We start from the raw sequence: 20,869 nt of genomic DNA on the forward strand, positions 1-20,869 counted from the left end.
CAAAACCTGCCACGCCGACCGGCGCTGGTCTGAAACCGAAGCCGGTCCCATATCCGTGACGGTTCAACGTGCTCAGCAGGAACTCGGCGGTCATCAGCACGCCGGTAGTAGTGCAGACGAAGAACACCTCGTCATGGCGGTAGTAGCGGTAGAGCAGCCACAATGACACCGCGACCAGCACGGCGAACAGCACCCGCAGTGTCAACGCCAGCGGCGACGGAATTCCGTAGTAGAGAGCGTTTCCGGCGATGGAGGAGTTGAAATAGTCCCGTGCCTGCAGGCTGTAGGGCAGGGTGCGGGCAAGGTAGTCGGCCGGGTCGACCGACAGCGGCCAGGCGATCGCGATGGCCGCGGCAGGGACGGTGAGCGCGGTCGCGACGGTCGTCCACTGCCGCCGTGCCGCGGCGATCAGCAACAGCGGCACCAGGGTCGGTTTGACGGTGATCGTCACACCGAGAACGACTCCCGCCGCGAGGTCGCGCCGCAGTAGCAGCAATCGGATGAACGCGACTTGGGCGAGGAAGGTGACCCCGTTGATGTTTCCGAAGTTCAAGGTGTTGATCGTGGCTTCCGAGGCGAACACCGCGATGTAGCAGAGAGGGGCAACAGGCGAGCGCAGCGAGTACCCAAACACCCGCAACAGCAGATAGGTCGCCGCGAGCAAGGCGCCGGCGTTGACGAGGATGAAAAACACCCGAGCAGCGGACTCAGGGAGCAGCCCCAGAGGTGAGAGCAGCAGTGTGGCGCCCGGCGAGTACAGGTAGTGCGGGTTCACCCACGCCAGATTCGCGTCATAGACCGGGCGATGGTCCAGAAAGGCCATGACCGCGGCGTGGACCGGTTTGAAGTCGTCGGTGATACCGGGGTTCAGACCGCGCACCACCCCACTCACGACCATCACCACAGCCAGCGGCCACGCTATCCGCCGGACCAACTGACCCACCGATACCGGATCGTCATTCCCCAGCAAGCCCCGCAGCACCGATGACTCCCCATACAGTCGCGCTCCAGATGCGCTCACCCTCCCGGACATCGCTCGATTGTGCTCTACAGCCCCATGCCACGCGGCAGATGGAGGCGCCTCAGCCTGAGCCCGTATGCAGATAGCCGGTATTCGGCCCATCGGGCCTGCCGGTAGCGATCAGCGCTCATGGTCGCCAGTGCGTAGCAGTTCCAGGTGCGCCGCCGCAGATGTTCATCAAACGATGCGTTCCTGGACGCTCAAGACGAGCAATCATCGCTGTTCAGCGATGTTCACGGTAGGGAATTGTTCGGCTATGACCCTTTTGTGGACACCCCAGAATTGGGACTGACCGGACTGTGCTCACCGGCCTGGCCTGCGCCGCGTGTCCGGATCGGCGGTCGGCGGCCCGCGGCATGGGTAGGGTCGCGGGATGATCGACCTAGATGAGTCCGGTGAGTGCGTGCTGATGGTCCGCTCGGATAGCACCGGTGCGGCGCCACCACCCTCATGCCAAATGCAGCCGCATACCCGGCCGCTGCAGCTGCTCGACACCCACCGGACTCAGCGGATCACTCCCGGCGCATCATGACCACGGAACCCGCCGCCCGGCGAACCGGCGCCAACCCCCCTAACGTAGTCCGCGCGCGTTCGGGGCCCGCGCACTACGCGGCACTGCTGACACCCCGGGCGCTGTCGGCGGCCGGATTACCTTTGCAGCGCGACGTCGGTCTGCGCGTTACGCAGGCGATCGCTGTGGCGAGAGCAGCACGACGCCCCGGCCGTTCGCGTATGAGGGGACTCATCGCCCGGCCTGGTGGGCGGCTGGCCTGGCAGTCGATACCGGCACCCGAACTGACCGGACCCGAGGCGGCCGTGGTGCGCCCCCTGGCGGTCGCCACCTGCGACCTCGATCGGGCGATGATGCTCGGCCGCACCCCTTTTCCGTTGCCGCTTCACCTGGGCCACGAGTGTGTGGCGGAGGTGACGGAGGTGGGCGAGGCGGTGACCTCTGTGCGTGTAGGGGATCGCGTTGTCGTACCTTTCCAGATCAGTTGCGGCCGGTGCCCGGCATGCCGGACCGGTTATACCGGTAGCTGCCGGACGGTCCCGCCGACAGCAATGTACGGCTTCGGTCTGGGCGGCGGCCTGTGGGGAGGAGCGCTGGGCGACTTACTCGCCGTCCCCTACGCCGACGCCATGCTGGTTCCGCTACCCCCCGGTGTGGACCCGGCCTCCGCGGCCGGCGTCGGCGACAACATCTGCGACGCCTACCGGCAGATCGCCCCCCACCTGCCCCGCCTGCTGGCTGCAGACCCCGCAACCGAAGTCCTCATCGTCGGCCGCCTCGACGACCACAACCCGCTCACCTCCAGCACCCCCCTCTACGCCGCACAGATCGCCCGCGCACTCGGCGCCCGCAACGTCAGCGTCGTCGACGGCCGCGCAGCGGTCCGCAAACGCGCAACCCTTCTCGACATCCAACCGCTGGAACCGCGACGGCACCGCTCCTGGCCCACCGCCTCACTGACCGTGGACAGCACCGGCACCCCACAGGGCCTGCGCCGCGTCCTGGCCCACACCGCCCCGGACGGGACCTGTACCTGCGTGTGGTCGCTGCACCGCCGCGCGGGCATCCCCCTGGCCGCGAGCTATGTCCGCAACGTCACCCTGCACATCGGACGCAGCCACGTCCGTACCGTCATGCCCGAGGTCCTCGACCTCATGGCAACCGGCCGCATTCAGCCCGAACTCGTCACCACCCTCACCACCACCTTCGACCGCGCACCCCGGGCGCTGGCCGAGCACTGCCATGACGACGCGATCAAAACCGTCCTGACCAACTGAACACCCGAGTCCAGTGGAACGCCGGCCCGCGGAGAGCAGGCCCCAATGCGGGCTCACCCCTTAATGAGCGGAACGCGCCCCCTCTAGCCAGGCCGCGGCCTTCGTCTCCCCTGATCACCTGTCCGTAAACCGATCGGTTGTTGCACACTGCCCCTCGGTGGGCTCAGCGCCCTGGTCGGTCGGCGCGGGGCGCTGTTCAAGAATCGTGTCGCCGGTCGGCAGCCCCCGAGAGGTGGCCATAGACAAAGGTCTGCCCCGCCATATAGGCGAGGCAGACCGGGTCGGGGCTTGCCTGATGTAAGCACAGGCTGGGCAGCTTTTGCCGCGGCGGAAGCCGTCAGCTGCGCTTATCTGCTTTCGTACTGGTCGACGAGGTGGTGGTAGAAGCTGTTCTCCGGGTCTTCCAGCGAGATCGGGCGCAGGCCGACGATGACCTTTCGGTTGGCAGCTGCCGAGAATCCGTTCCTGGAGAGGCCGAGATCCTCAACGATCGCCTTCGTGAGGTCGTCCAGTTCTTCGTCGGTCACGTAGACAGCGAGGCGGCATTCGACCGGGACGTCTTGCTGGTTGTATGCCTCTCCCCACGCACGCTGAGCGAACTCGTTGAGAGCAGTGACCTGACCGAACGCGGTGAAACACGGGATGCGGTTCGCTCCGTGGACGCGCTGGGCGCTCTCCTCGAGGAGCAACGCCACTGGGTGGATGCCCTCGCCGTCGAGCGCGCCCGGCCCCGTGGCCTCGGGCGGACCGAGCTCCACCGAGAGCTCCCACACTTGACGTTCGTCATCGTCCACTCGGGACCTTCCTGTTCTATCGTTTCCATGCTTTTTCTTTGCGGCAGTGCTTCACCTTGCGGCCCTGGGGCGCGTCCGCTTGCGCCTGGTTCCAGGCGTCTTTCTCGGCCGCAGCCTCATTCTTCCCCTTACCCGTGAACTTCTTCGGTCCGGTGGCATTTGTCCCATCGAGATCCGTGAAGTAGCAGGACAACGTGACGTAATGCGTGGCAGCGAACTCGAACTGCCACTCTGGCTGCACGACAGTGGCAGACTCCCCGGCGTTGACCGGTGCGTGGGCTGCGGCCTGCCCGACACCGATCGATGCGGTCCCGGCAGCGCAGGCTGCCGCCACAGCTATCGCAGTAAGCATCCGGCGACCGGCCATAGTGAACTGCATTGTGTCCCTCCCGAGAATTTTGTCTGTTCTTCTCTTTCTTGGACGGGCCTGGAACGCAACAGGTTTCACGACCCACTGTGATGTGCGTCATAGACGAGGCGCGGTATCGGTCGAGGGCATCGGCCCGATGCGCCGTTCGTGGCAAACAGGTCGCCGGGAGGTTGGCACGCAGACCCGCCTACTCCGACGATGCGGGGCCGGGACCGTGCTCACCGCAATGTGGGAGCACGCAGGTAGTTGTAGACGGTCTGGCGCGTGACCCCGAACTCGGCTGCCAGCACCGACTTCGATTCGCCGGCCTCGGCCCGGGCCCGCAACTGGCCGATCTGGTCGGCAGTGAGCGCCGGCGCGCGACCGGTGTAGGCGCCGCGGGCCTTGGCCGCGGCGATGCCTTCACGTTGGCGTTCCAGGATCAGGGCGCGTTCGAATTCGGCGAAGGCGCCCATGATCGACAGCAGCAGGTTGGCCATGGGGGAGTCTTCGCCGGTGAAGGTCAGCGATTCCTTGACGAACACCACCTTCACGCCCTTGCTGGTCAGGGTGCGGACGAGCTGGCGGAGGTCGTCGAGGTTGCGGGCGAGCCGGTCCATGGAGTGCACGATCACCTCGTCACCTTCTCGGACGAACGCGAGCAGCTCGTCGAGCTTGGGCCGGCTAGCCTCCTTCCTGGAGGCCTTGTCGGTGAACGTCTTCTCGACCTCGACGCAGTCGAGCTGCCGCACGGTGTTCTGATCGAGTGTGCTCACCCGGATGTAGCCGACCCGCATGCGAATTCCTTTCCCGCCGACCGATTGTCAACTTGGACTCTAGGAACCCAGTGGACAACTGTCAATTAACGCCGGAGGGGATTCTATCTTTACGCATTTCGTCTCGGTGGCTGTTGTCTATTTAGGCTCTACTCCAGATAGACGCACGCTTTGGGAAGGGTCATAGGGGAGCGACATTGGTTTTCGAGATCGTGGAACCAGCGGCCCGGCCGGTGCGTCTAGCTCTTCGTGGGTCGGGTATGAGTGGTCGGGAGTGTGATCGAGAGGATTGGGATGGCAGAGGGGCAGCAGCCGGTCACTGTGGACCCGGCCGCGATGGCTGATGCTGCGACGTTTTTCGGGTCGATGGCGACGACGTTGATCAATGCGGTCAAGGACGTGGACGCCAACATGGAGTTCCTGCAGGGTACGTGGCAGTCCGCGGCGGCGACCGCGTATGCCGGCGGTTGGGAGGAGGCTCGCACCGGTGCGTTGGAGGTGCTGGAGTCGCTGGGGGATATGGCCGAGTTGATGGGGGTGCAGGGGATGGACTTTCAGGGCACCGATTCGGATCTGTCCGGCGATCTGGCCGACCATGCTGCTGCCGCCGCGCCGAGTTCGCTGCGGCTGTAGACGGGCGGAGACGTTATGGGTGGGCCGCTGGGCGGCGGATACCGGGTGGACCTGACCGAGTTGGAAGCGGCAGGGGATCGGCTCGGCAACCTGATCGGGTTCTTGGAGGACTGTCTCGATCAGATCGAGAAGCGGGTGGGTGTGCTGCGGCAGGGCTGGTCCGGTGAGGCGGCAGGCGCCTACGACGACGCGCATGCCGACTGGCTTACCGGCGTGCAGGATATGAAGGACGGTCTGTTGCGGATGCAGGAAGCTGCTCGGACCGCGCACGCGAATTACACCAGCGCCGCGCAGACCAATGTGGCGATGCTGGGCCGCGGGCCGGTCCCCGGCGTGCAGTGACCGATACCGCCACGATTGATGTAGACCCGCAGGTCTACTACGACGCCACCACGGCGCTGACGAATGCTTCGATGGCGTTCGCTCGTGCGGTCGATGATCGGTGGTCGGCGTTGGCCGACTGCGAGCAGATGGCCGGCTCCTACGACGATGCCAAGACCTGGGCTACCGACTACGACGCCCGCGCGAACGAGGCCATCACCACGTCGAGGATGCTGTGGGAGGCGGCCTGGTCGTATTGCTCGCTGCTGGGCGAGATGGGCTACAACCACGCGATGGCCGACTGGTCGTCGGTGATCGGCAACACCGCCCCGCAACCGGCCTACCCACCACTGCCGAACTGGCTCAGCATCACTTGCCGTCCGGACCTCCCGTCGGCTGGCGGTCCGGGTAACGGCCTGGTGGCCGAGGGTCTTTCTGGTGCGGTCGATCTGCTGGACGAGATCGGGGTGGTGATCCCCGACGGCGACACCGGCAAGCTGGGCAACGCGGCCCGGATCTGGTCGGAGATGACCGCCGATCAGGCGGTGGCGAATTTCGCGGCCGAGTTGAACCGCATTGCCGACATGTTCGCCACCGTGACCACACCGGAAGCGGTATTCATCGACGAAGACCTGCGCCGGATGGCCACCGCCGCCACCGAGGTCGCCGGGCAGCTCGGCGAAATCGGTACAGCGGTCAACGAACACCTCGTATCGCTGCAAGAGCTGCGTAACCAGCTCAAAGACCAGCTCATCGAGCTCGGTAAGGAGATCGGCAAAGAGGTCCTGATCGGTATCGGCCTGTCGGTGATCACCGCCGGTTTCGGTGCGGCGCTGGCCACCGCCCGCGGCGCCGCGGCGGTCAAGAAGTTCGCCGGGCCGATCCGCGCGCTGGTGGTCGCGTTCAAATCCGCGAAGATCACCAAAGGAGTCAAGACCACCCATACGCCCGCCACACACCAGCCCACCTTGGCCGAGCTGGCGGCGCTGAAGCCGACGAAGGCCCCGACGAAGCCGACCACGGCGGCCCCCAAGAAAGCTCTCACCGAAGACGACCACATCGCGATCAACTCATACACGGGTATGGGATACCGAAACCTCAACCAGGCACTACGCAACCCGTTGACCGATCCTGACGCCTACACCCAGCAGCGTATCGACGCCTTGAACCAGGCTCTCGGCAAGCTGCCGGACCACCAAGGCCCGGTGGTCCGGCACACGAACCTGCCCGAACAGGAACTGGCCAAATACCAGCCTGGTCAAACCGTCCTCGAAACCGGGTTCACCTCGACCACCAAGAACCCCAACGGGGCAAGTGCCCTGTTCGAAGGCGGCAGTAACGTGGAGTTTCAGATCATCTCCAAAACGGGCAAAGACGTCTCCGGACTGTCCAAGTCCCCCGAGGAGATGGAAGTGCTGTTCCGGTCCGGAACACCGTTCGCGTGCACACAGCGATGGACAGACCCAGCGACCGGCCGGACCTTCATCCGGCTCGTCGAGCAATAGCAGGAGGTACAGACGATGCCCGACCGTTCCGCCGGAAAGGTCTTCTACACCCCTGAGGAGTGGGAGGCCGCCGGCCACAAAACGATGAGCCAAGAAGAGATGGACGCGGCAAACGCACAGTTCGATGCGTGGGAACGCACCCGCGACCCCGACGCCCCCGGCCCGGTCCCCGGATTCGGCGGCAAGTTCTCCGACGACCTCGCCGGAACCGAGTACGACCCCGACGCCCCCGGCATCCCCGACCACCTGCGCAAAGACCCCGGACAGTAAGGGACGCCTCCCACGCACCCTCTTGAGCACTCCCGGCCGAAGAAGCAGCCGGGAGTGCTGCCTATCTGGGGTGTACCCCATATAGACAGCTGTCCTCTCCTGCAACTGGCCTGTCCCCGGCAAGTGTCATCCTTCCGCAGTCGGGGCAGTTCTGATCACTGCAAGCGGCCTGTTTGCTTTCCACGACGCAACTCGGTGCGGCTACGGAGAGCGAGTAGGGCTTTCCACGCCCAGGTGCGACGCGACGCGCCGCCTTGCTGAATATCCAATTTCCGCTGGCAGACGTGATTTTATGCATAACATCTCGTGGTTTAGAACATCATTCCGGTAGTGCACCGCAGAGCCAGCTGAGCGCGCACGCTCATTCTGAAGGGCAGTGGTTATGCATGGTGGAAGGCGCTGGCCTCGGGTCTGGGCCCTGTTGTGTGTCGCCATGCTGGCGGTCGCCGGAATGGCCGCTTCGGCCGGCGTGACCCGAGCGCAGGAGCAAGGACAGCGTCCGCTCCTACTCATCCTGCTCAGACCAACAACCAACAGCCTCATAGCTCCCTTCGGGAGTTTGGCTCACGACCGGGCCTGGTATGAAGACCGGATCTTCGGGACAACGGGTGTTACTGGTTCACGCAACGTTGTCGACTACTACTCGGCGTTGTCCCGCGGACGTTTCACCTTCAAAAAAGCCGCTACCGTCGAGGTTTTCGATGCCAGATCTCCCTCGCTTCTCCAGAAGGTCGGCGTAGACAACGACGGCATCGACGACAACGGCAAGGCCAGCACGGCTGATGACGACAGCCCGACCACAGTAACGCGCAAGGTCACTCGATACCTCGCTGCCGAAGCTGGATTCGACTACAGCGACTATGACTCGAACGGCGACGGAACCGTCACCACTGACGAGCTGACGATTCTCTCGATCGACAGCCTCTCCGATGGGTCGGGCCAATCGGAGCAGGGAGGGGATCCACGAGGATTGGGCTGTCTCCCGCTGTCCGGGGTGAACGTCTGCTCCGGTGTGAGTCTTGCCGGACAAATGTCGGATCTGATGAACTACGCGCACGAGCTCTCGCACCTGTTGACTCCAGGATCTATCGACCTCTACGGCTTCAATGCCTGCCACAGCAAGAAACTCACCCTCCTGTCCTGCACCCGTGAAGATCCTCCCGGCACAGGGCTACCCCTCGTGTCTCCGGACGAGGTGGACGGCTATTTCATGGATCCATGGCACCGCGCGAAATACGGCTGGGCAGGGCCCGACCGAACAGTCGCATTGACCGGCACCGGCTCAGAAGTGCTAGTACCGGTGAACGTTGCGGCGCCGGGCATCTTCGGTACCTTCGAGACCCTCACCTTGACCGGGCCCAACAATGAGGCGGTTACGTTCGAAGCGCGTGTGCGTAGCGCTAGTCCGTACGAGGACGGGCTCAGCGCAGAGGGCGTTCTGGCGTGGTATCGAAGCATCAACTCTTACAGCAACCCAGCGATCATTCCCTCGCTACTCAATTCGAGGAAGGAAGACAGGGCGCACTTCACACTCGCACCCGTCAGTTGCATCCTCGACCCCGATAATCAGGCGAGCCGGGGCGTCGAAACTGCGCTCGGCGCCGGCACCTACCGTCTCAATTGGAGCGGCGGGACAGATTCAGGCTTCCTGATCCAAGTGACGCCGATCTTCCCTCTCTACAGAATCTCGTGGAGCCCGTCGAGCAATGCAGCCTCCTGTGCACCAGCCACCCCGCCTCCTCCCGGACCGCCGATACCGCCACAACTGCAAGAACTGCCGGAACTGCCAACGTTGCCGCCGCCGCAGAGATTCCTCTGTGGCCTCCTTCCGCTGCTCTGTAACCCCTGTGGACCTTTCGGATTGTGCCTACCCCCCGCATCCAGCTAAACCGATACACCGGTGCCAGCGAAACCGCTGGCGTTGCACCGCCGCCGCCCTCCAATAAGGGTCAATATCGGCAGCCAGAGATAGTTCGGTGTGCAATGCGATATGGAGGCGGCCGGGGGAGTGCCATGTCAGGGACGGCGTCAGGCGGGCGTCAGGGAGATATCAGCCCCGGTCTCGATAGTTGCTGACATGACGAACAACAACACGCTCACCGCCCAGGACAAAGCCACTCTGCGGACCGCCGCCTACGGTGCGGTCTCCCTGCTCGCCGCCACCGGCGCACCCCACCGGGCCGCCACCGAGGGCTCCATTGCCTTGACCACGGCGACCGGATTGGTCGGACATGTGCTGGCCGCGAAATCCAAGGACATCGAACTGAGGGGCAGGACCGTCGCCGAGCTCGCCGACCACGTCCTTCCCGCGCTGACCGCGGCGGTGGACCTGCTCGGCAGACAGGATCCGGCCGAGGCCGACAACTTCCGCCGGACCGTCCTGGTCGCCGTCGAAGCCGCCGGCCGGACCCGCAAAGGCGAGCCCGGCCCGGCCACGGTGGAGATGACCCGCAAGATCACCGCGGCACTCCAGCCCGCGTAAGGAAATCGCGGTATGCGGCCAGATTTCCGCGGTGTGGGGTCCCGGTAGTAATCGCGCGAAAAACAACACATATGGCTGGACCAGCAGGAAGAACCTCGGCGGGCGGGCAGTGCTTGGAGATCATCCGAGGAATGCACCAAGGCCGACTTTTCGCCTTCGTGCTCAGTTCGGCTGATCGAGAAGGTTGTTGGAGAGCATCATCGCGGCCATCGCCGCGCCGAGGAGCCCCGCGAGGATGGAGCCGAGCAGGGGGAACCCGGCGAGGGCGGTGATGAAGCCGAGTACGGTGCCGCACCAGATCGAGGTGATCAGGACGAACAGTCCGCGGGTGCTGGTGGGGTTGGCGCGTTTGGTCAGCCCGATCCAGAGTGGTGTCGCGGTGAATACGACGAACCCGGTGAGCACGCCGACCAGCGGCGCCGGCACGGCCAGCCACGCCAGTACACCGACACCGACACCGGTGACGATGGCGTCAGTGAGCCAGCATGGCCTGGTCGGATGCGGCCCGCCGCGAGGCAACTCCCCTGCCCGGGTGCGCCGGACACAAGAACTGCGCCAACTGCATCGTCTACGCCTTCCGGTGGCGCCAACGCATCCTCGCCTCGCTGGCCGGCCACGCCACCCGCACCCCTGCAAGGCCAACCCCGTACGCCGGTCGGTGTCCAGAAAACTGGACAGAAACATACGTACTTCGCAACGGCTGGCGCTGTCCGGGTTCCGCACCGCAGCAGCCCGGTTGGAGCGCGAGGCCTGCATCCGCGCCGCCCACCGCGAGGGAATGAGCGTGCGCGCGATCGGGTCCGCGCTGGATCTGAGCCCCGCCCGTATCGGCCAGATCCTCGCCCAGCCCGAACCCGGGCCGCTGCTGGATCAGTTGCGAGCCCTGCGGTTGCAGTGGGGAGTCGACGAGCACCCCGGTACCCGCGCGGCCGCCGACGGCATCATCGCCGACCTCGCCACCGACGAACTCACCCGACCCCGGACGTGCACCAGCGCACCCACGCCAAAGGCTGCAGTCGAGCCCGGCGAACCGCGCCTGTTCTAGGCGCCGTCCGGTTCGCGCGTTCCAAGGTTGCACGACGAAGCCCGGCCCCTGTGTCCGAGATCAGTTTTGCCGCACGCGGGGCTCGGTGAGGCCATTGCGGGCCTGAACTGATCCGGAGCGCCGCACTGCCACAGTGACTTACCTCACCGTCAGTGTCGGCGTACCGGCCGCGCGAAGTGCACGCGGAAATACGTGTACAACACTGCACAACAGTGTGCAGCAGTCAGGCTCCGCTCCGAAGGGGGCCTAGCGCATCACACACCGCGTAACACAAGTTGTGGTGCGACTCGGTGATTCGACCCCCAAGGTCTAGTATTGCTGCCAGCCAACAACGTTCGAAACGAACGAGCCTCACACCGGGGCTCCGGCGTGAGGCACGTTGATGTTGCACTTTTAGCGGGGTGCTCCGTCAACGTACCGCAGATGTGCTGTGCCCACAGGAGGTGGGAACAGCGCCGGTCGCGGACTTGGCGGAAAGGAGGTAACCCATGGGTACTCGTCGTATCACGATCCGTCCGGGTCAGAAGAAGACGATCACGCTGCCCGGGCCGGTGCGCAAGATCACCATCCGCCCGGTAAAGCCGCGGTAGTCCCCTGAACTCGCGTGTGCCGCCCAGACCTTCGGGTTCCTGGGCGGCCACCGAGCCATCTCCTCACTGCTCACCGCATGTTCGGTGTGCAGCCTCACCATGCAAGGAGGGCCATCGTGCCTGCCAAGAAACCATTGAAGCCCGGAACCCCCGCCCCGAACTCGGGGCAGTACGAAGAGGTCGGTCCGCGCGGCGGCCGCACCGGCAAAGAAGCCACCGGAGTGAAGGGCAAGACCCTGCCGCCGACGTCGAAGCCGGGCCAAGGCTGGGACCTGGTAAACCCGACGAAGAACAAGTCCGGGAAGGGATAGCCCCGGCTACCGGATCGGCTACACCGACCAACTGAACAAAACGAAGGTGGCGCGGACCATGTTGGTCCGCGCCACCTTCTCGTCGCTGGTCTGCCGTGCCAGGAGTTCGGCACTCCTACTCCGCTGATGCGGCGTCCCACCCGATCGCATCGCCGCGGATCAGCGCGCCGATCTCCTCATCGGCCACCGCTGGGTCGGTGACGATGGCCAGGAGGTCGTCGAGGAGGGCCTGGCGGTCTTCTCCAAATTTGCCGCGTTCGGCCAGTTCCTGCTGCATCCGGCGTTCGGCGGCACCGAATTTCGCCGAGATCGCCTGATCGAACAACGCGACCACTTCATCGAGGACATCGGTGCCGGACTGCGCCAACACGGTGAGCAGGATCGGATACCGCCGCTGTGGGTCTCGGCGTTCGAGCGCCTGCGGGGTCAACCGGCGGCCCATCGTGGCCAGGAACCGGCGCCGCTCGGGGGGCAGCACCGACATATCCAGGCGATCCGCGCCCAGCCCGCGCAGGAACGCCAGCTTGTCGACCTCGGCGCGTACTGCGGACGCCGAGGCCTCCACCGGACCGGTCGACAGCCACCGCAACCGTGAAACCCCCAGCGAGGCATCGACGGGCAGCAGCGCGTCCAATTCCGCGCAGCGGGCCGGGGTGAACTCGTGGGCCAGGCGGTCGTAGGTTTCTCGCTGAGCCTGCTCGCGGGCGTGGGCGATGCGTTCGACCATGCTCACCGGGCCGGGGCGGATCACCCGCGCCGAGATCAGGTACTCACACCCCAACCGGAACAGCAGGTTCGGGGAGTCGTGTTCCATCGCTCGTGCGAGCAGGAACTCGTCGAGCTCCTCGAGTTCGAGCGCACCGGCCGCCCGCCAGCCCAAATACTGCGCGACCAGGCGCAAATGATCGGTACGGGTCTGGGCGCGGCGGCCGTAGGAACCGATCTCGGTACCGTCGACCCGCAGCTGCTCGGCCAACCTGGCTACCGCGACCGGCGGGGCGGTCACCACGCGATCGGGCACGAACCCCAACCACGGCAACGTGCACAACGCGATCGCGATACCGAGCCGATCAGCCGGACCCCGCCCACGCCCCGGATCCACGAACGCCAGATCCGCCGGCGAAAGCGTGAAGAACCGGAACAACTCCTCACGACCGATCCCCGGGAACTCCCGCAGCCGCGCCAACTCCCCATCCGCGAACACCCGCGTCGCCACGACACCGACCTCCCACACCAACCAACAGCGTTGGGAGCCAAGCCAACCAGCAACCCGCCTCCACCGCAGACCAAACCGGGCCTCACCGGCGGTCAGCTGCGATTACGCCATATCCGTTGGTTTTTCGGCGGTTACTACCGGAACCCCGTGCCCGTCGCTTCGGCGCGCTGGTGGCAACGGTGAACTCCGTCGACCGGATACTGCCGCCGGGCGTCAGGTACCCGTTGCGCCGCCGGACGAACCCGGCGGCGGGTTGCCCGCGCGCCGGTGAACTCGGCCGGTGACCGAGAGTCCGGGCTCAGCGCTGCCCGGCCCGCAGGAAGCGCCCGGTCCGGCTGGTGCCCAGGGCCGGGTCGGCAGTGCCGTCACCGAAGACATAGCGCCCGCCGATGTACACCGCTGATACTGCGGCGTCATTGCGGTTCACCATGCGTTCCAGGCCGCCGTACTGCGCCACCGGGCTCTCGGCGTACGCGTCGAGCGAATCGTCGAGTCCCGTGGGATCGATGACGACCAGATCGGCGCGATCGCCCTCGCGGAGGCGGCCCGCGTCGATGTCGTACCAGTCGGCGAGTTCACCGGTGAGCCGGTGTACCGCGCGCTCGAGGGGGATCACCGGGGTTCCGGCCTGTTCGGCCCGGTACATCCGGCGCAGGAAGCGGAGCCCGAAATTGTAGAAGGCCATGTTCCGCAGATGCGCGCCCGCGTCGGAGAAACCGAGTTGGATTCCGGGATGGGCGGCGAAGCGGTCCAGGATCTCCGGGCGATGGTTGGAAATGGTGGTGCGCCAGCGCAGTTTCGCGCCGTGTTCGAGAACCAGATCGAGGAAAGCGTCCACCGGGTGCAGACCGCCCCGGTCCACGCCGACCTGCCCGAAGGTCTTTCCCACGACGGCGTCGTCCGGGCAGTTCACGATCTCGGCGTCGAAGAAATCACGGTGCCAGACGCGCATTCCGAACTTCGCGTCGTAGTCCTTGCGGAAGCGGCGGCGGTAGTCCTCGTCGGCGAGTAGTGCGTCCCGCTCCATCCGGTCGGCCAGGTGCAGGGCCGCGGCACCGGAACCGAACTCCTCGAAGATCACCAGGTCGATACCGTCGGCGTACACCTCGAACGGTACCGGGAGGTGCTGCCAGCGGAAATCGGCGCCGAGCGCGTTCACCAGCCGGGCCAGCGTTGCGATCAGGACCACGGCGAACGGGTTGGCCTTGATATCGGCGGCCGACAACAGACTCGTTTTGAGCCTCCGGCGTCCGACACCCAGGCTGCTGAAGATCATCGCTGCGAGACTGCGCGGTGAGGTGATATCCGGTCCGCCCTGCAGGATCCGGCCGCGGCGGCGCAGGATCGCGTTCAGGCGCCGCCGCTCCGCTGCCCGCGCATACGTCGACGGCAGGGTGCGGGACCGGCACGTCTCGCCGTCGACCTTGTCGAAGAGCAACTGCTGGGCCGACATACCGACGAAACCGGCGTCGAGCGCCTCGTGCAGCGCCGACTCCATATCCGCGAGTTCGGTACGGCTGGGCCGAACCTCTTTGCGCGTGGCGCGGTCCAGGCCGAGCCGGGCGGTGCGGATATCCGAATGGCCGAGCATGGCCGCGATATTCGGGCCCAGTGCCAGCTGTTCGAGCGCGGTCACGTATTCGCTCGCCGAGTTCCAGGTCTTGGTGTCGTCGAGCGTTTCGATCACATGGCGGCGCGGTATGGCCTCGACGCGGCCGAAGATATCGCCGGCGCCGGTCGGATCGATATGCACCGTCGACAGCGAGCACGAACCCAGCAGGACAGTGGTGATCCCGTGCCGGACCGATTCCGCCAGTGCCGGGGACTTCAGCACCTCGATGTCGTAATGGGTGTGGATATCGATCATCCCCGGCAGCACCCATTTGCCCGCCGCGTCCAGCACGTCCGGGCAGCCGGTCTCGTCCAGCGGTGTTTCCGAGACGGTCACGAGCCGGTCGCCGCGCAGCCCGAGATGGCGAATCGCGGAGGCCGCGCCGGTGCCGTCGAACCAGCGGCCGCCTCTGATGATCGTGTCGTAGCTCACATCCTCATTGCAACTGGTCATATGACCCGGAGTCAAGAGGAGGGTGCCGCGCCGGGTGGATCCGACCACCCGGCGCGGCGGCGTTCAGTCGGCCGCGACCTCGGACCGGTCCTCGCTCCACAGCGTGTGGAACTTGCCCGCGGCGTCCACCCGCTCGTAGGTGTGCGCGCCGAAGAAGTCGCGCTGCGCCTGGGTGAGCGCGGCCGGGAGACGGTCGGCCCGCAGCGCGTCGTAGTAGGACAGCGAGGAGGCGAAGGCCGGTACCGGGATACCCAGCAGCGTGGCCGTCGCGACCACTCGCCGCCAGCTGTCGATCGCCGTTTCGATCGCGTCCCGGAAATAGGGTGCGAGGATCAGGCTCGGCAGCGCCGGATCGTTTTCGTAGGCCTCCTTGATCCTGTTCAGGAAGCGGGCGCGGATGATGCAGCCCCCACGCCAGATGGTGGCCAGATCGCCCGGGTGCAGGTCCCAGTCGTATTCGGCGCTACCGGCGGCGATCTGATCGAAACCCTGGGCGTAGGCGACGACCTTGGACGCGTACAGGGCCTGCCGGATGTCCTCGGTGAACTGCGCGATATCGGTGGGTTTGGCGGCCAGTTCGCCGGCGGCCAAACCCTTGGCGGCGGCGCGCTGCCCACGCGACCCCGACAGTGCCCGGGCGAAAACGGCCTCGGCGATTCCGGTGACCGGCACGCCCAGGTCGAGCGCGGATTTCACGGTCCAGCGACCGGTGCCCTTCTGCTCGGCCGCATCCACGATGACATCGACCAGGGGCTTACCGGTTTTCGCGTCGACCTGGTTCAGCACCTCGGCGGTGATCTCCACCAGGTAGCTCTCCAGATCGCCGGAATTCCACTGGGTGAAGATATCGGCGATCTGCTTCGGATCCAGGTCCAGCGCCGCCCGGAAGAGGTGGTAGGCCTCGCCGATCAGCTGCATATCGGCGTACTCGATACCGTTGTGCACCATCTTCACGAAATGACCGGAACCGTCCGGGCCGATATGGGTGCAGCACGGCGTACCGTCCACCTGCGCGGCGATGGACTCCAGTAGCGGTCCCAGCGATTCGTAGGATTCCGCGGGTCCGCCCGGCATGATCGACGGTCCGTTGAGTGCCCCCTCCTCGCCGCCGGAGATACCGGCGCCGACGAAGTTCAGGCCGCGGGCGCGCAGGGCGGCCTCGCGCCGGATGGTGTCGGTGTAGAGGGCGTTACCGCCGTCGATGATGATATCGCCGGTCTCCATCGCGTCGGCGAGTTCGGAGATCACCGCGTCGGTGGCGTCACCGGCCTTCACCATGATGAGCACCCGGCGGGGTTTCTCCAGCGCGGCGACGAACTCGGCGACGGTTTCGGTGCGGACGAAATCACCGTCGCCGCTGTGCGCGGCGAGCAGGGCGTCGGTTTTGGCGACGCTGCGATTGTGCAGTGCCACGGTGTAGCCGTGCTTGGCGAAGTTGCGGGCGATATTGCTGCCCATCACCGCCAGTCCGGTGACCCCGATCTGTGCACGCGCTGAGGAGGACGCCATGAACCAGCTCTTTCGTTCGACTGTTCCAACATTTCGGCGGGTCCCACCGGGGCCGCGATGATCGTGGAGATCATCCGCGAGTCCGGCTACTGCCCTGTCCTCTTTCTACCGGGTGGCCTGTTGCAGATGTACGCGGACCCGCCGACAACCGTTTCGGCGTGTCCGGAACGACACGCGAGGCGCTGGGGCCGCCACGCCGAGATACCCGGAACTCAGGGCCTCGTACACCCGCACCGGGCGGATCCCCGGGTTTGCCGCCCGAGCTGCGAATATCCACCGACGGCGGCGAGTCACGCTGGCGCACAACGGAACTTCGGCGCGACCTGTGACGGCACTCCGGCGTGTGAATGGGTACACCGGAGAGGTGCGGTACAAATTCTTGCTCACGATGTCGACCGCGGTACTGGCCGTCGCGGCATCTCTGTCCACCGTCCAACCCGCCGCGGCCGCCCCGGGGCCGCGGGTCGACGCGGAGAAACCCATCGACGGTCGCGCGATCGTGCTCGAGGTGTATTCACCCGCCATGGACACCGTGGTGACCAACCGGGTCATTCCGGCGGCGGGCGGGGGACCGGCGCCCACGGTGTACCTGCTGACCGGTATCGGTGGCGGGGCCGACGGTATCTCCTGGTGGGACGATACCGATGTCCGGCAGTTCTTCGGGGACAAGAACGTGAACGTGGTGATGCCGATCGGCGGTGCCTACTCGATGTACACCGATTGGCATACCGACGATCCCGTGGTGGGGCGGGCACGCTGGCAGACCTACCTCACCCAGGAGTTGCCGTCGGTCGTGGACGCTCGTTTCGATACCACCGGCCGCAACGCCGTCGCCGGGGTCTCCATGAGCGGCGGGTCGGCCGTCGACCTCGCGATCCAGGCGCCCGGCCGATACCAAGCGGTCGCGTCCTACAGCGGATGCCCGTGGTCCGCCGATCCCGCGGGAGTCGCGATGGTCAGCGCGCAAGTGGTGCGTGGGGGCGCCGATCCCGGCAATATGTGGGGTCCACCGGGAGCCGCCGGCTGGCAGGCGCATGACGCGTTCCTGAACGCATCCCGGCTGGCGGGTAAGACCGTATACCTCTCCGCCGCCTCGGGAATGCCCGGCGATATCGACCGCGGCTGGGGGTTCCCGCCCGTCGAGGCCGTCGCCAGCGCCTGCACCTCGGCCTTCGCCGGGCGCCTGGGGCAACTCGGGATCGGCGCGGTTCATATCGACCGTCCCGCCGGAGCGCATACCTGGGGCCAGTTCGAATACGACCTGCACGATTCGTGGCCGCATCTCGCGCGGGCCATCGGCGCCTGAACACCGATGTTCGACAGCCCCCACCCGGCAGCTGACGGGTGGGGGCGCGGTGGCCGGTGCGTGCCGCGGTGGAGGTGGCCCGGGTATCCGCGGTTCCGCGGTCCCGGCCCATCGCCCGATGGCACGCTCGGCCGGCTCCCGGAGGTGCTCGCGGTCCGGTCTGAGCGGGCCAGGGACCGGGCGATGACCATTCGCCCGTAACGAAGCCGCGGATACCACCGCGGCGGCGGTGTTAAAAGTATGAGCCGGCACAGGGATTCGCCCGCGGCATAGCGCGATCGTTACCCATGGACCAGGATGAACCGGAATCGGAAGCACCGGCCCCGTGGGCCGGATCTGGGACGGGGATGGATGTGCGGCGAAACAGAACAGCCCGTCGGAGCGCGCGCTGATGGCCGCGGTGTGGGACCGGTTCCGGTTGTTCAATATCGGCGATCTGATGGTGCACCGGGGCCGCAGCCTGCTGTCGCTGACGGTGATGGCGGTATCGGCGGCCCTGCTGGTGGCGGTGTTCAGTATCTCCGGCTCGGTCACCGGGTCGGTGGACAAACTCGTCGCGGGGCTCGGCGGAAACGCCGTCTTGGAGGTCAGCGGTATCACCGACGCCGGATTCGGGCAGGACCTGCTGGGACCGATCTCGGCGACTCCCGGCGTCCGGACCGCGGTGCCGATGCTGCGCGCGCAGACCGGGGCCGATGCCGATCGGGCCCTGTTGGTCGGCGCCGACGCGCGGATCGCCGAACTGGGCAGTTCGCTCACCGGATCGCTCGGCAGTGGCGCCGCGAAACTGCTCACGGTGCCCCACGGCGTCCTGACCGGCGCGGCGATGGGTTATCGGGAGGGCGACACCATCCCGCTGGGTAACGGCACCGCCACCGTGGCCGGAATCCTGGACGCCGAGGGCGCGGGACAGCTCAACGGTGGCTACCTGGTCGCCACCACGCTGGCGACCGCGCAGAACCTGACCGGCCGGGTCGGACAGCTGGATTCGGTGCAGATCATCGCCGAACCGGGCACCGACCTCGGCCGGCTGCGAGCCACGCTGACCGATACCGTGGCGGGCCGGGCGGTAGTCGCCGATCCCGGGTTACGGGCCGCGCAGGCCGGTGGCGCGGTGCTGATCATCCGCTACTCCACCCTGATGGCCGCCGCGGCCGCGCTGATCGTCTCCGCGTTCCTGATCTACAACGCCATGGCGATGGCGATCGCCCAGCGTCGCCCCACCCTGTCGCTGCTGCGTGCGATCGGCGGCCGGCGCGCCCCGATGGTGCGCGATCTGCTCGCCGAAGCCGTACTGGTCGGGGTGGTGGGCGGCGTGATCGGCGCGGGTGCAGGCGTTTTGATGGGCCGGGTGGCGATAGGACAGCTTCCCGCCGCGATCGTGCAATCGGTGGAGGCGCGCACCGAATATCAGGTACCCGGGTACGCCGTCCCGGTGGCGGTCGCGCTGTGCGTGCTGGCGAGTGTGTTGGCCTCGGCATTCGCCGCGCGCGCTGTATACCGGGTGCAGCCGATCGAGGCGCTGGTTCCGGTGGGCGCGGCCGGTGCCGACACCGCGCGGCCGGCCTCGCGCCGGGCGGCCGTGATTTCGGGCGCGTTGATGGTCGCGGCCGCGATCCATCTGGCCGAGACCGATTTCGGACTGTGGTCGCTGGCCTCGATCTCGCTGTCTTTCGGCGCCGCGATCGTCCTGTGCTTCGCCGCGACCGGACCTATAGTGCGCGGTGCGGGTGCGATCGCCCGCTGGTTCGGCGGTCCCGGCGCCCTCGGTGCGACCACTCTCGAACGGGCCCCGCGCCGGGTGTGGGCGACCGCCATGACGGTGCTGATCGGCGTCGCGGCGGTGGTGTCCACCGGGAGCGCCACCCGCAATGTGGTCGATTCGGCGGGGAAGAGTTTCGAGAATCTGGCCGCCACCGACTTCTGGGTCACCCCGGGATCCATGGCGCAGTTCCCGACCGGCCCCCTGCTGCCCGCCGATCTGGAGGAGCAACTCGAGGCGGTGCCCGGTGTGGCGGCGGTGAATCCGGCCCAGCTGGCATTCGCCAGCGTCGGTGCGGGACGGGTACTGCTGCAGGGTTTCCCGGCCGCCGCCGACAGCACGCGGCTCAGCTCCGAGATCACCCCGGAAGTGGGCCGCGAGCTCGTCACCGGGCAGGGTGTGGTGGTCTCGCGCGATGTCGCGCGGTCGCTGCGGGTATCGGCGGGCGATACCGTCACCCTGCCGACGCCGACCGGCCGCCGTGAAGTCCTTGTCCTGCAGGTGATCCCGTATTTCTCCGCGATCGCGGGTGTCATCATGATGGATCTCGAACAGATGCGCACCTGGTACGAACGTCCCGGCGAGACGACTCTCGCGGTGGATCTCGCGCCCGGCGCGGACCCGGAGACCGTTCGCGCCGCGTTGCGGAGTGTGGTCCCGCCGGAGCTCTATATCGACTCGGGTGCGGAGGCCGTGGCGGCTACCTCGGGCAGTTTGCGGCAGGGCACCGCGCTGGCGACGAATATCCTGTGGATCGTGGTGCTGGTCGCCACCATCGCCTTGCTGAATACGCTCATGCTGTCGGTACTGGACCGGCGCCGCGAGATCGGGGTATTGCGCGCCATGGGCACCAGCCGCCGCTTCCTGCTCCGGTCGGTGCTGGCCGAGGCGGCCGGAATCGGGTTGATCGGCGCCACCCTCGGCCTGCTGGTCGGGGCGGCGGTGCAGTACCTGTCCGCGATCGCCATCGGCCATGCGATGACCATCGACGTGGTCTACGAGCCGAGCCCGCTACTGGTGGTCTACGGCCTGGTGGCGCTACTGCTCGCGCTGCTCGGCTCGGTACCGCCGGCACTGCGGGCCGCGCGGATGCCGATCGTCGAGGCCCTCGCCGTGGATTGACCGG

Annotated in this window: 19 protein-coding genes and 1 pseudogene; 12 read left to right on the top strand and 8 right to left on the bottom strand. The window is 66.6% G+C overall.

Going from position 1 to position 20,869, the window contains the following annotated elements; translation table 11 throughout:
* A partial coding sequence (locus tag IEY68_RS04680; RefSeq protein WP_189094057.1) for a glycosyltransferase family 87 protein occupies nt 1–982 on the bottom strand: 982 nt, incomplete at its 3' end.
* 567 nt (nt 983–1,549) lie between these two features.
* On the opposite strand from IEY68_RS04680, the gene IEY68_RS04685 reads away from it, so the two are divergent.
* Nucleotides 1,550–2,809 (top strand): alcohol dehydrogenase catalytic domain-containing protein, encoded by a 1,260-nt coding sequence (locus IEY68_RS04685; RefSeq protein WP_229718615.1) that lies wholly within the window; start codon nt 1,550–1,552, stop codon nt 2,807–2,809.
* 347 nt (nt 2,810–3,156) lie between these two features.
* On the opposite strand, the gene IEY68_RS04690 is transcribed toward IEY68_RS04685, so the two are convergent.
* The 3 genes from IEY68_RS04690 to IEY68_RS04700 form a co-directional block, all read right to left on the bottom strand.
* A complete protein-coding gene (locus IEY68_RS04690; RefSeq protein ID WP_062997200.1) occupies nt 3,157–3,603 on the bottom strand; it encodes a hypothetical protein in 447 nt (148 codons plus the stop codon).
* 16 nt (nt 3,604–3,619) lie between these two features.
* Entirely contained in the window at nt 3,620–3,982 is a 363-nt protein-coding gene (locus IEY68_RS04695) for a hypothetical protein (protein WP_062997198.1), read from the bottom strand.
* 209 nt (nt 3,983–4,191) lie between these two features.
* Nucleotides 4,192–4,749: a recombinase family protein gene (locus tag IEY68_RS04700; RefSeq protein ID WP_062997196.1), complete on the bottom strand. Its 558-nt coding sequence runs from the start codon at nt 4,747–4,749 to the stop codon at nt 4,192–4,194.
* 273 nt (nt 4,750–5,022) lie between these two features.
* Here IEY68_RS04700 and IEY68_RS04705 point away from each other — a divergent pair, with 273 nt between their 5' ends.
* The 6 genes from IEY68_RS04705 to IEY68_RS04730 all read left to right on the top strand — a co-directional run bounded on the left by IEY68_RS04705 (nt 5,023) and on the right by IEY68_RS04730 (nt 9,939).
* Nucleotides 5,023–5,361 carry a WXG100 family type VII secretion target gene (locus IEY68_RS04705; RefSeq protein ID WP_189094058.1) on the top strand — a complete coding sequence of 113 codons (339 nt, stop codon included), beginning with the start codon at nt 5,023–5,025 and terminating at the stop codon, nt 5,359–5,361.
* A gap of 15 nt (nt 5,362–5,376) precedes the next feature.
* Nucleotides 5,377–5,703: a WXG100 family type VII secretion target gene (locus IEY68_RS04710; protein WP_062997192.1), complete on the top strand. Its 327-nt coding sequence runs from the start codon at nt 5,377–5,379 to the stop codon at nt 5,701–5,703.
* A complete protein-coding gene (locus IEY68_RS04715) occupies nt 5,700–7,187 on the top strand; it encodes an ADP-ribosyltransferase (RefSeq protein ID WP_062997190.1) in 1,488 nt (495 codons plus the stop codon). The genes IEY68_RS04710 and IEY68_RS04715 overlap by 4 nt, the downstream gene beginning before the upstream one ends.
* A gap of 15 nt (nt 7,188–7,202) precedes the next feature.
* Nucleotides 7,203–7,457 (top strand): hypothetical protein, encoded by a 255-nt coding sequence (locus IEY68_RS04720; protein WP_062997188.1) that lies wholly within the window; start codon nt 7,203–7,205, stop codon nt 7,455–7,457.
* 433 nt (nt 7,458–7,890) lie between these two features.
* The gene (locus tag IEY68_RS04725; protein ID WP_062997186.1) at nt 7,891–9,345 is read left to right on the top strand and encodes a metallopeptidase domain-containing protein; all 1,455 of its coding nucleotides are present in this window, start codon (nt 7,891–7,893) and stop codon (nt 9,343–9,345) included.
* A 189-nt stretch (nt 9,346–9,534) separates the two neighbouring features.
* Nucleotides 9,535–9,939, top strand: coding sequence for a hypothetical protein (locus tag IEY68_RS04730; protein WP_062997184.1), 405 nt, complete (start codon nt 9,535–9,537; stop codon nt 9,937–9,939).
* A gap of 162 nt (nt 9,940–10,101) precedes the next feature.
* On the opposite strand, the gene IEY68_RS04735 is transcribed toward IEY68_RS04730, so the two are convergent.
* A complete protein-coding gene (locus tag IEY68_RS04735) occupies nt 10,102–10,458 on the bottom strand; it encodes a hypothetical protein (RefSeq protein WP_062997182.1) in 357 nt (118 codons plus the stop codon).
* Here IEY68_RS04735 and IEY68_RS37310 point away from each other — a divergent pair.
* The 3 genes from IEY68_RS37310 (at nt 10,425) to IEY68_RS04745 (ending at nt 11,885) form a co-directional block, all read left to right on the top strand.
* Nucleotides 10,425–10,721, top strand: a complete 297-nt coding sequence (locus IEY68_RS37310) for a deazapurine DNA modification protein DpdA family protein (protein ID WP_444543814.1) — start codon at nt 10,425–10,427, stop codon at nt 10,719–10,721. The two genes, IEY68_RS04735 and IEY68_RS37310, sit on opposite strands and share 34 nt — an antisense overlap.
* A complete protein-coding gene (locus tag IEY68_RS04740; protein ID WP_189094059.1) occupies nt 10,718–10,984 on the top strand; it encodes a hypothetical protein in 267 nt (88 codons plus the stop codon). Before IEY68_RS37310 ends, IEY68_RS04740 begins: the two co-directional genes overlap by 4 nt.
* Nucleotides 10,985–11,690: 706 nt before the next feature.
* On the top strand, nt 11,691–11,885 hold the full coding sequence (locus IEY68_RS04745; protein ID WP_229718616.1) for a YjzC family protein: 195 nt from the start codon (nt 11,691–11,693) through the stop codon (nt 11,883–11,885).
* A gap of 121 nt (nt 11,886–12,006) precedes the next feature.
* Here the strand turns inward: IEY68_RS04745 and IEY68_RS04750 are convergent.
* The 3 genes and pseudogenes from IEY68_RS04750 to gnd all read right to left on the bottom strand — a co-directional run.
* Nucleotides 12,007–13,101, bottom strand: a pseudogene (locus tag IEY68_RS04750) (DUF4158 domain-containing protein); the annotation flags it as partial.
* 298 nt (nt 13,102–13,399) lie between these two features.
* Nucleotides 13,400–15,145: an N-acyl-D-amino-acid deacylase family protein gene (locus tag IEY68_RS04755; protein WP_062997272.1), complete on the bottom strand. Its 1,746-nt coding sequence runs from the start codon at nt 15,143–15,145 to the stop codon at nt 13,400–13,402.
* Nucleotides 15,146–15,229: 84 nt separating this feature from the next.
* Complete coding sequence (gnd, locus tag IEY68_RS04760) at nt 15,230–16,675, bottom strand: NADP-dependent phosphogluconate dehydrogenase (RefSeq protein ID WP_062997178.1); 1,446 nt, start codon at nt 16,673–16,675, stop codon at nt 15,230–15,232.
* Between the two features lie 388 nt (nt 16,676–17,063).
* Here gnd and IEY68_RS04765 point away from each other — a divergent pair, with 388 nt between their 5' ends.
* Nucleotides 17,064–17,981 carry an alpha/beta hydrolase gene (locus tag IEY68_RS04765; RefSeq protein ID WP_062997270.1) on the top strand — a complete coding sequence of 306 codons (918 nt, stop codon included), beginning with the start codon at nt 17,064–17,066 and terminating at the stop codon, nt 17,979–17,981.
* A 391-nt stretch (nt 17,982–18,372) separates the two neighbouring features.
* Nucleotides 18,373–20,865, top strand: coding sequence for an ABC transporter permease (locus IEY68_RS04770; protein WP_229718672.1), 2,493 nt, complete (start codon nt 18,373–18,375; stop codon nt 20,863–20,865).
* Nucleotides 20,866–20,869: the final 4 nt, after the last annotated feature.

This window comes from Nocardia jinanensis (assembly GCF_014645735.1).
GTDB lineage: Bacteria > Actinomycetota > Actinomycetes > Mycobacteriales > Mycobacteriaceae > Nocardia > Nocardia jinanensis.

Coding starts and splice junctions, on each gene's coding strand:
- IEY68_RS04685 (WP_229718615.1), top strand. CDS start 1,550: ATGACCACGGAACCCGCCGCCCGGCGAACCGGCGCCAACCCCCCTAAC.
- IEY68_RS04695 (WP_062997198.1), bottom strand. CDS start 3,982: ATGCAGTTCACTATGGCCGGTCGCCGGATGCTTACTGCGATAGCTGTG.
- IEY68_RS04700 (WP_062997196.1), bottom strand. CDS start 4,749: ATGCGGGTCGGCTACATCCGGGTGAGCACACTCGATCAGAACACCGTG.
- IEY68_RS04705 (WP_189094058.1), top strand. CDS start 5,023: ATGGCAGAGGGGCAGCAGCCGGTCACTGTGGACCCGGCCGCGATGGCT.
- IEY68_RS04710 (WP_062997192.1), top strand. CDS start 5,377: ATGGGTGGGCCGCTGGGCGGCGGATACCGGGTGGACCTGACCGAGTTG.
- IEY68_RS04720 (WP_062997188.1), top strand. CDS start 7,203: ATGCCCGACCGTTCCGCCGGAAAGGTCTTCTACACCCCTGAGGAGTGG.
- IEY68_RS04725 (WP_062997186.1), top strand. CDS start 7,891: ATGCTGGCGGTCGCCGGAATGGCCGCTTCGGCCGGCGTGACCCGAGCG.
- IEY68_RS04730 (WP_062997184.1), top strand. CDS start 9,535: ATGACGAACAACAACACGCTCACCGCCCAGGACAAAGCCACTCTGCGG.
- IEY68_RS37310 (WP_444543814.1), top strand. CDS start 10,425: ATGGCCTGGTCGGATGCGGCCCGCCGCGAGGCAACTCCCCTGCCCGGG.
- IEY68_RS04740 (WP_189094059.1), top strand. CDS start 10,718: ATGAGCGTGCGCGCGATCGGGTCCGCGCTGGATCTGAGCCCCGCCCGT.
- gnd (WP_062997178.1), bottom strand. CDS start 16,675: ATGGCGTCCTCCTCAGCGCGTGCACAGATCGGGGTCACCGGACTGGCG.
- IEY68_RS04765 (WP_062997270.1), top strand. CDS start 17,064: ATGTCGACCGCGGTACTGGCCGTCGCGGCATCTCTGTCCACCGTCCAA.
- IEY68_RS04770 (WP_229718672.1), top strand. CDS start 18,373: ATGGCCGCGGTGTGGGACCGGTTCCGGTTGTTCAATATCGGCGATCTG.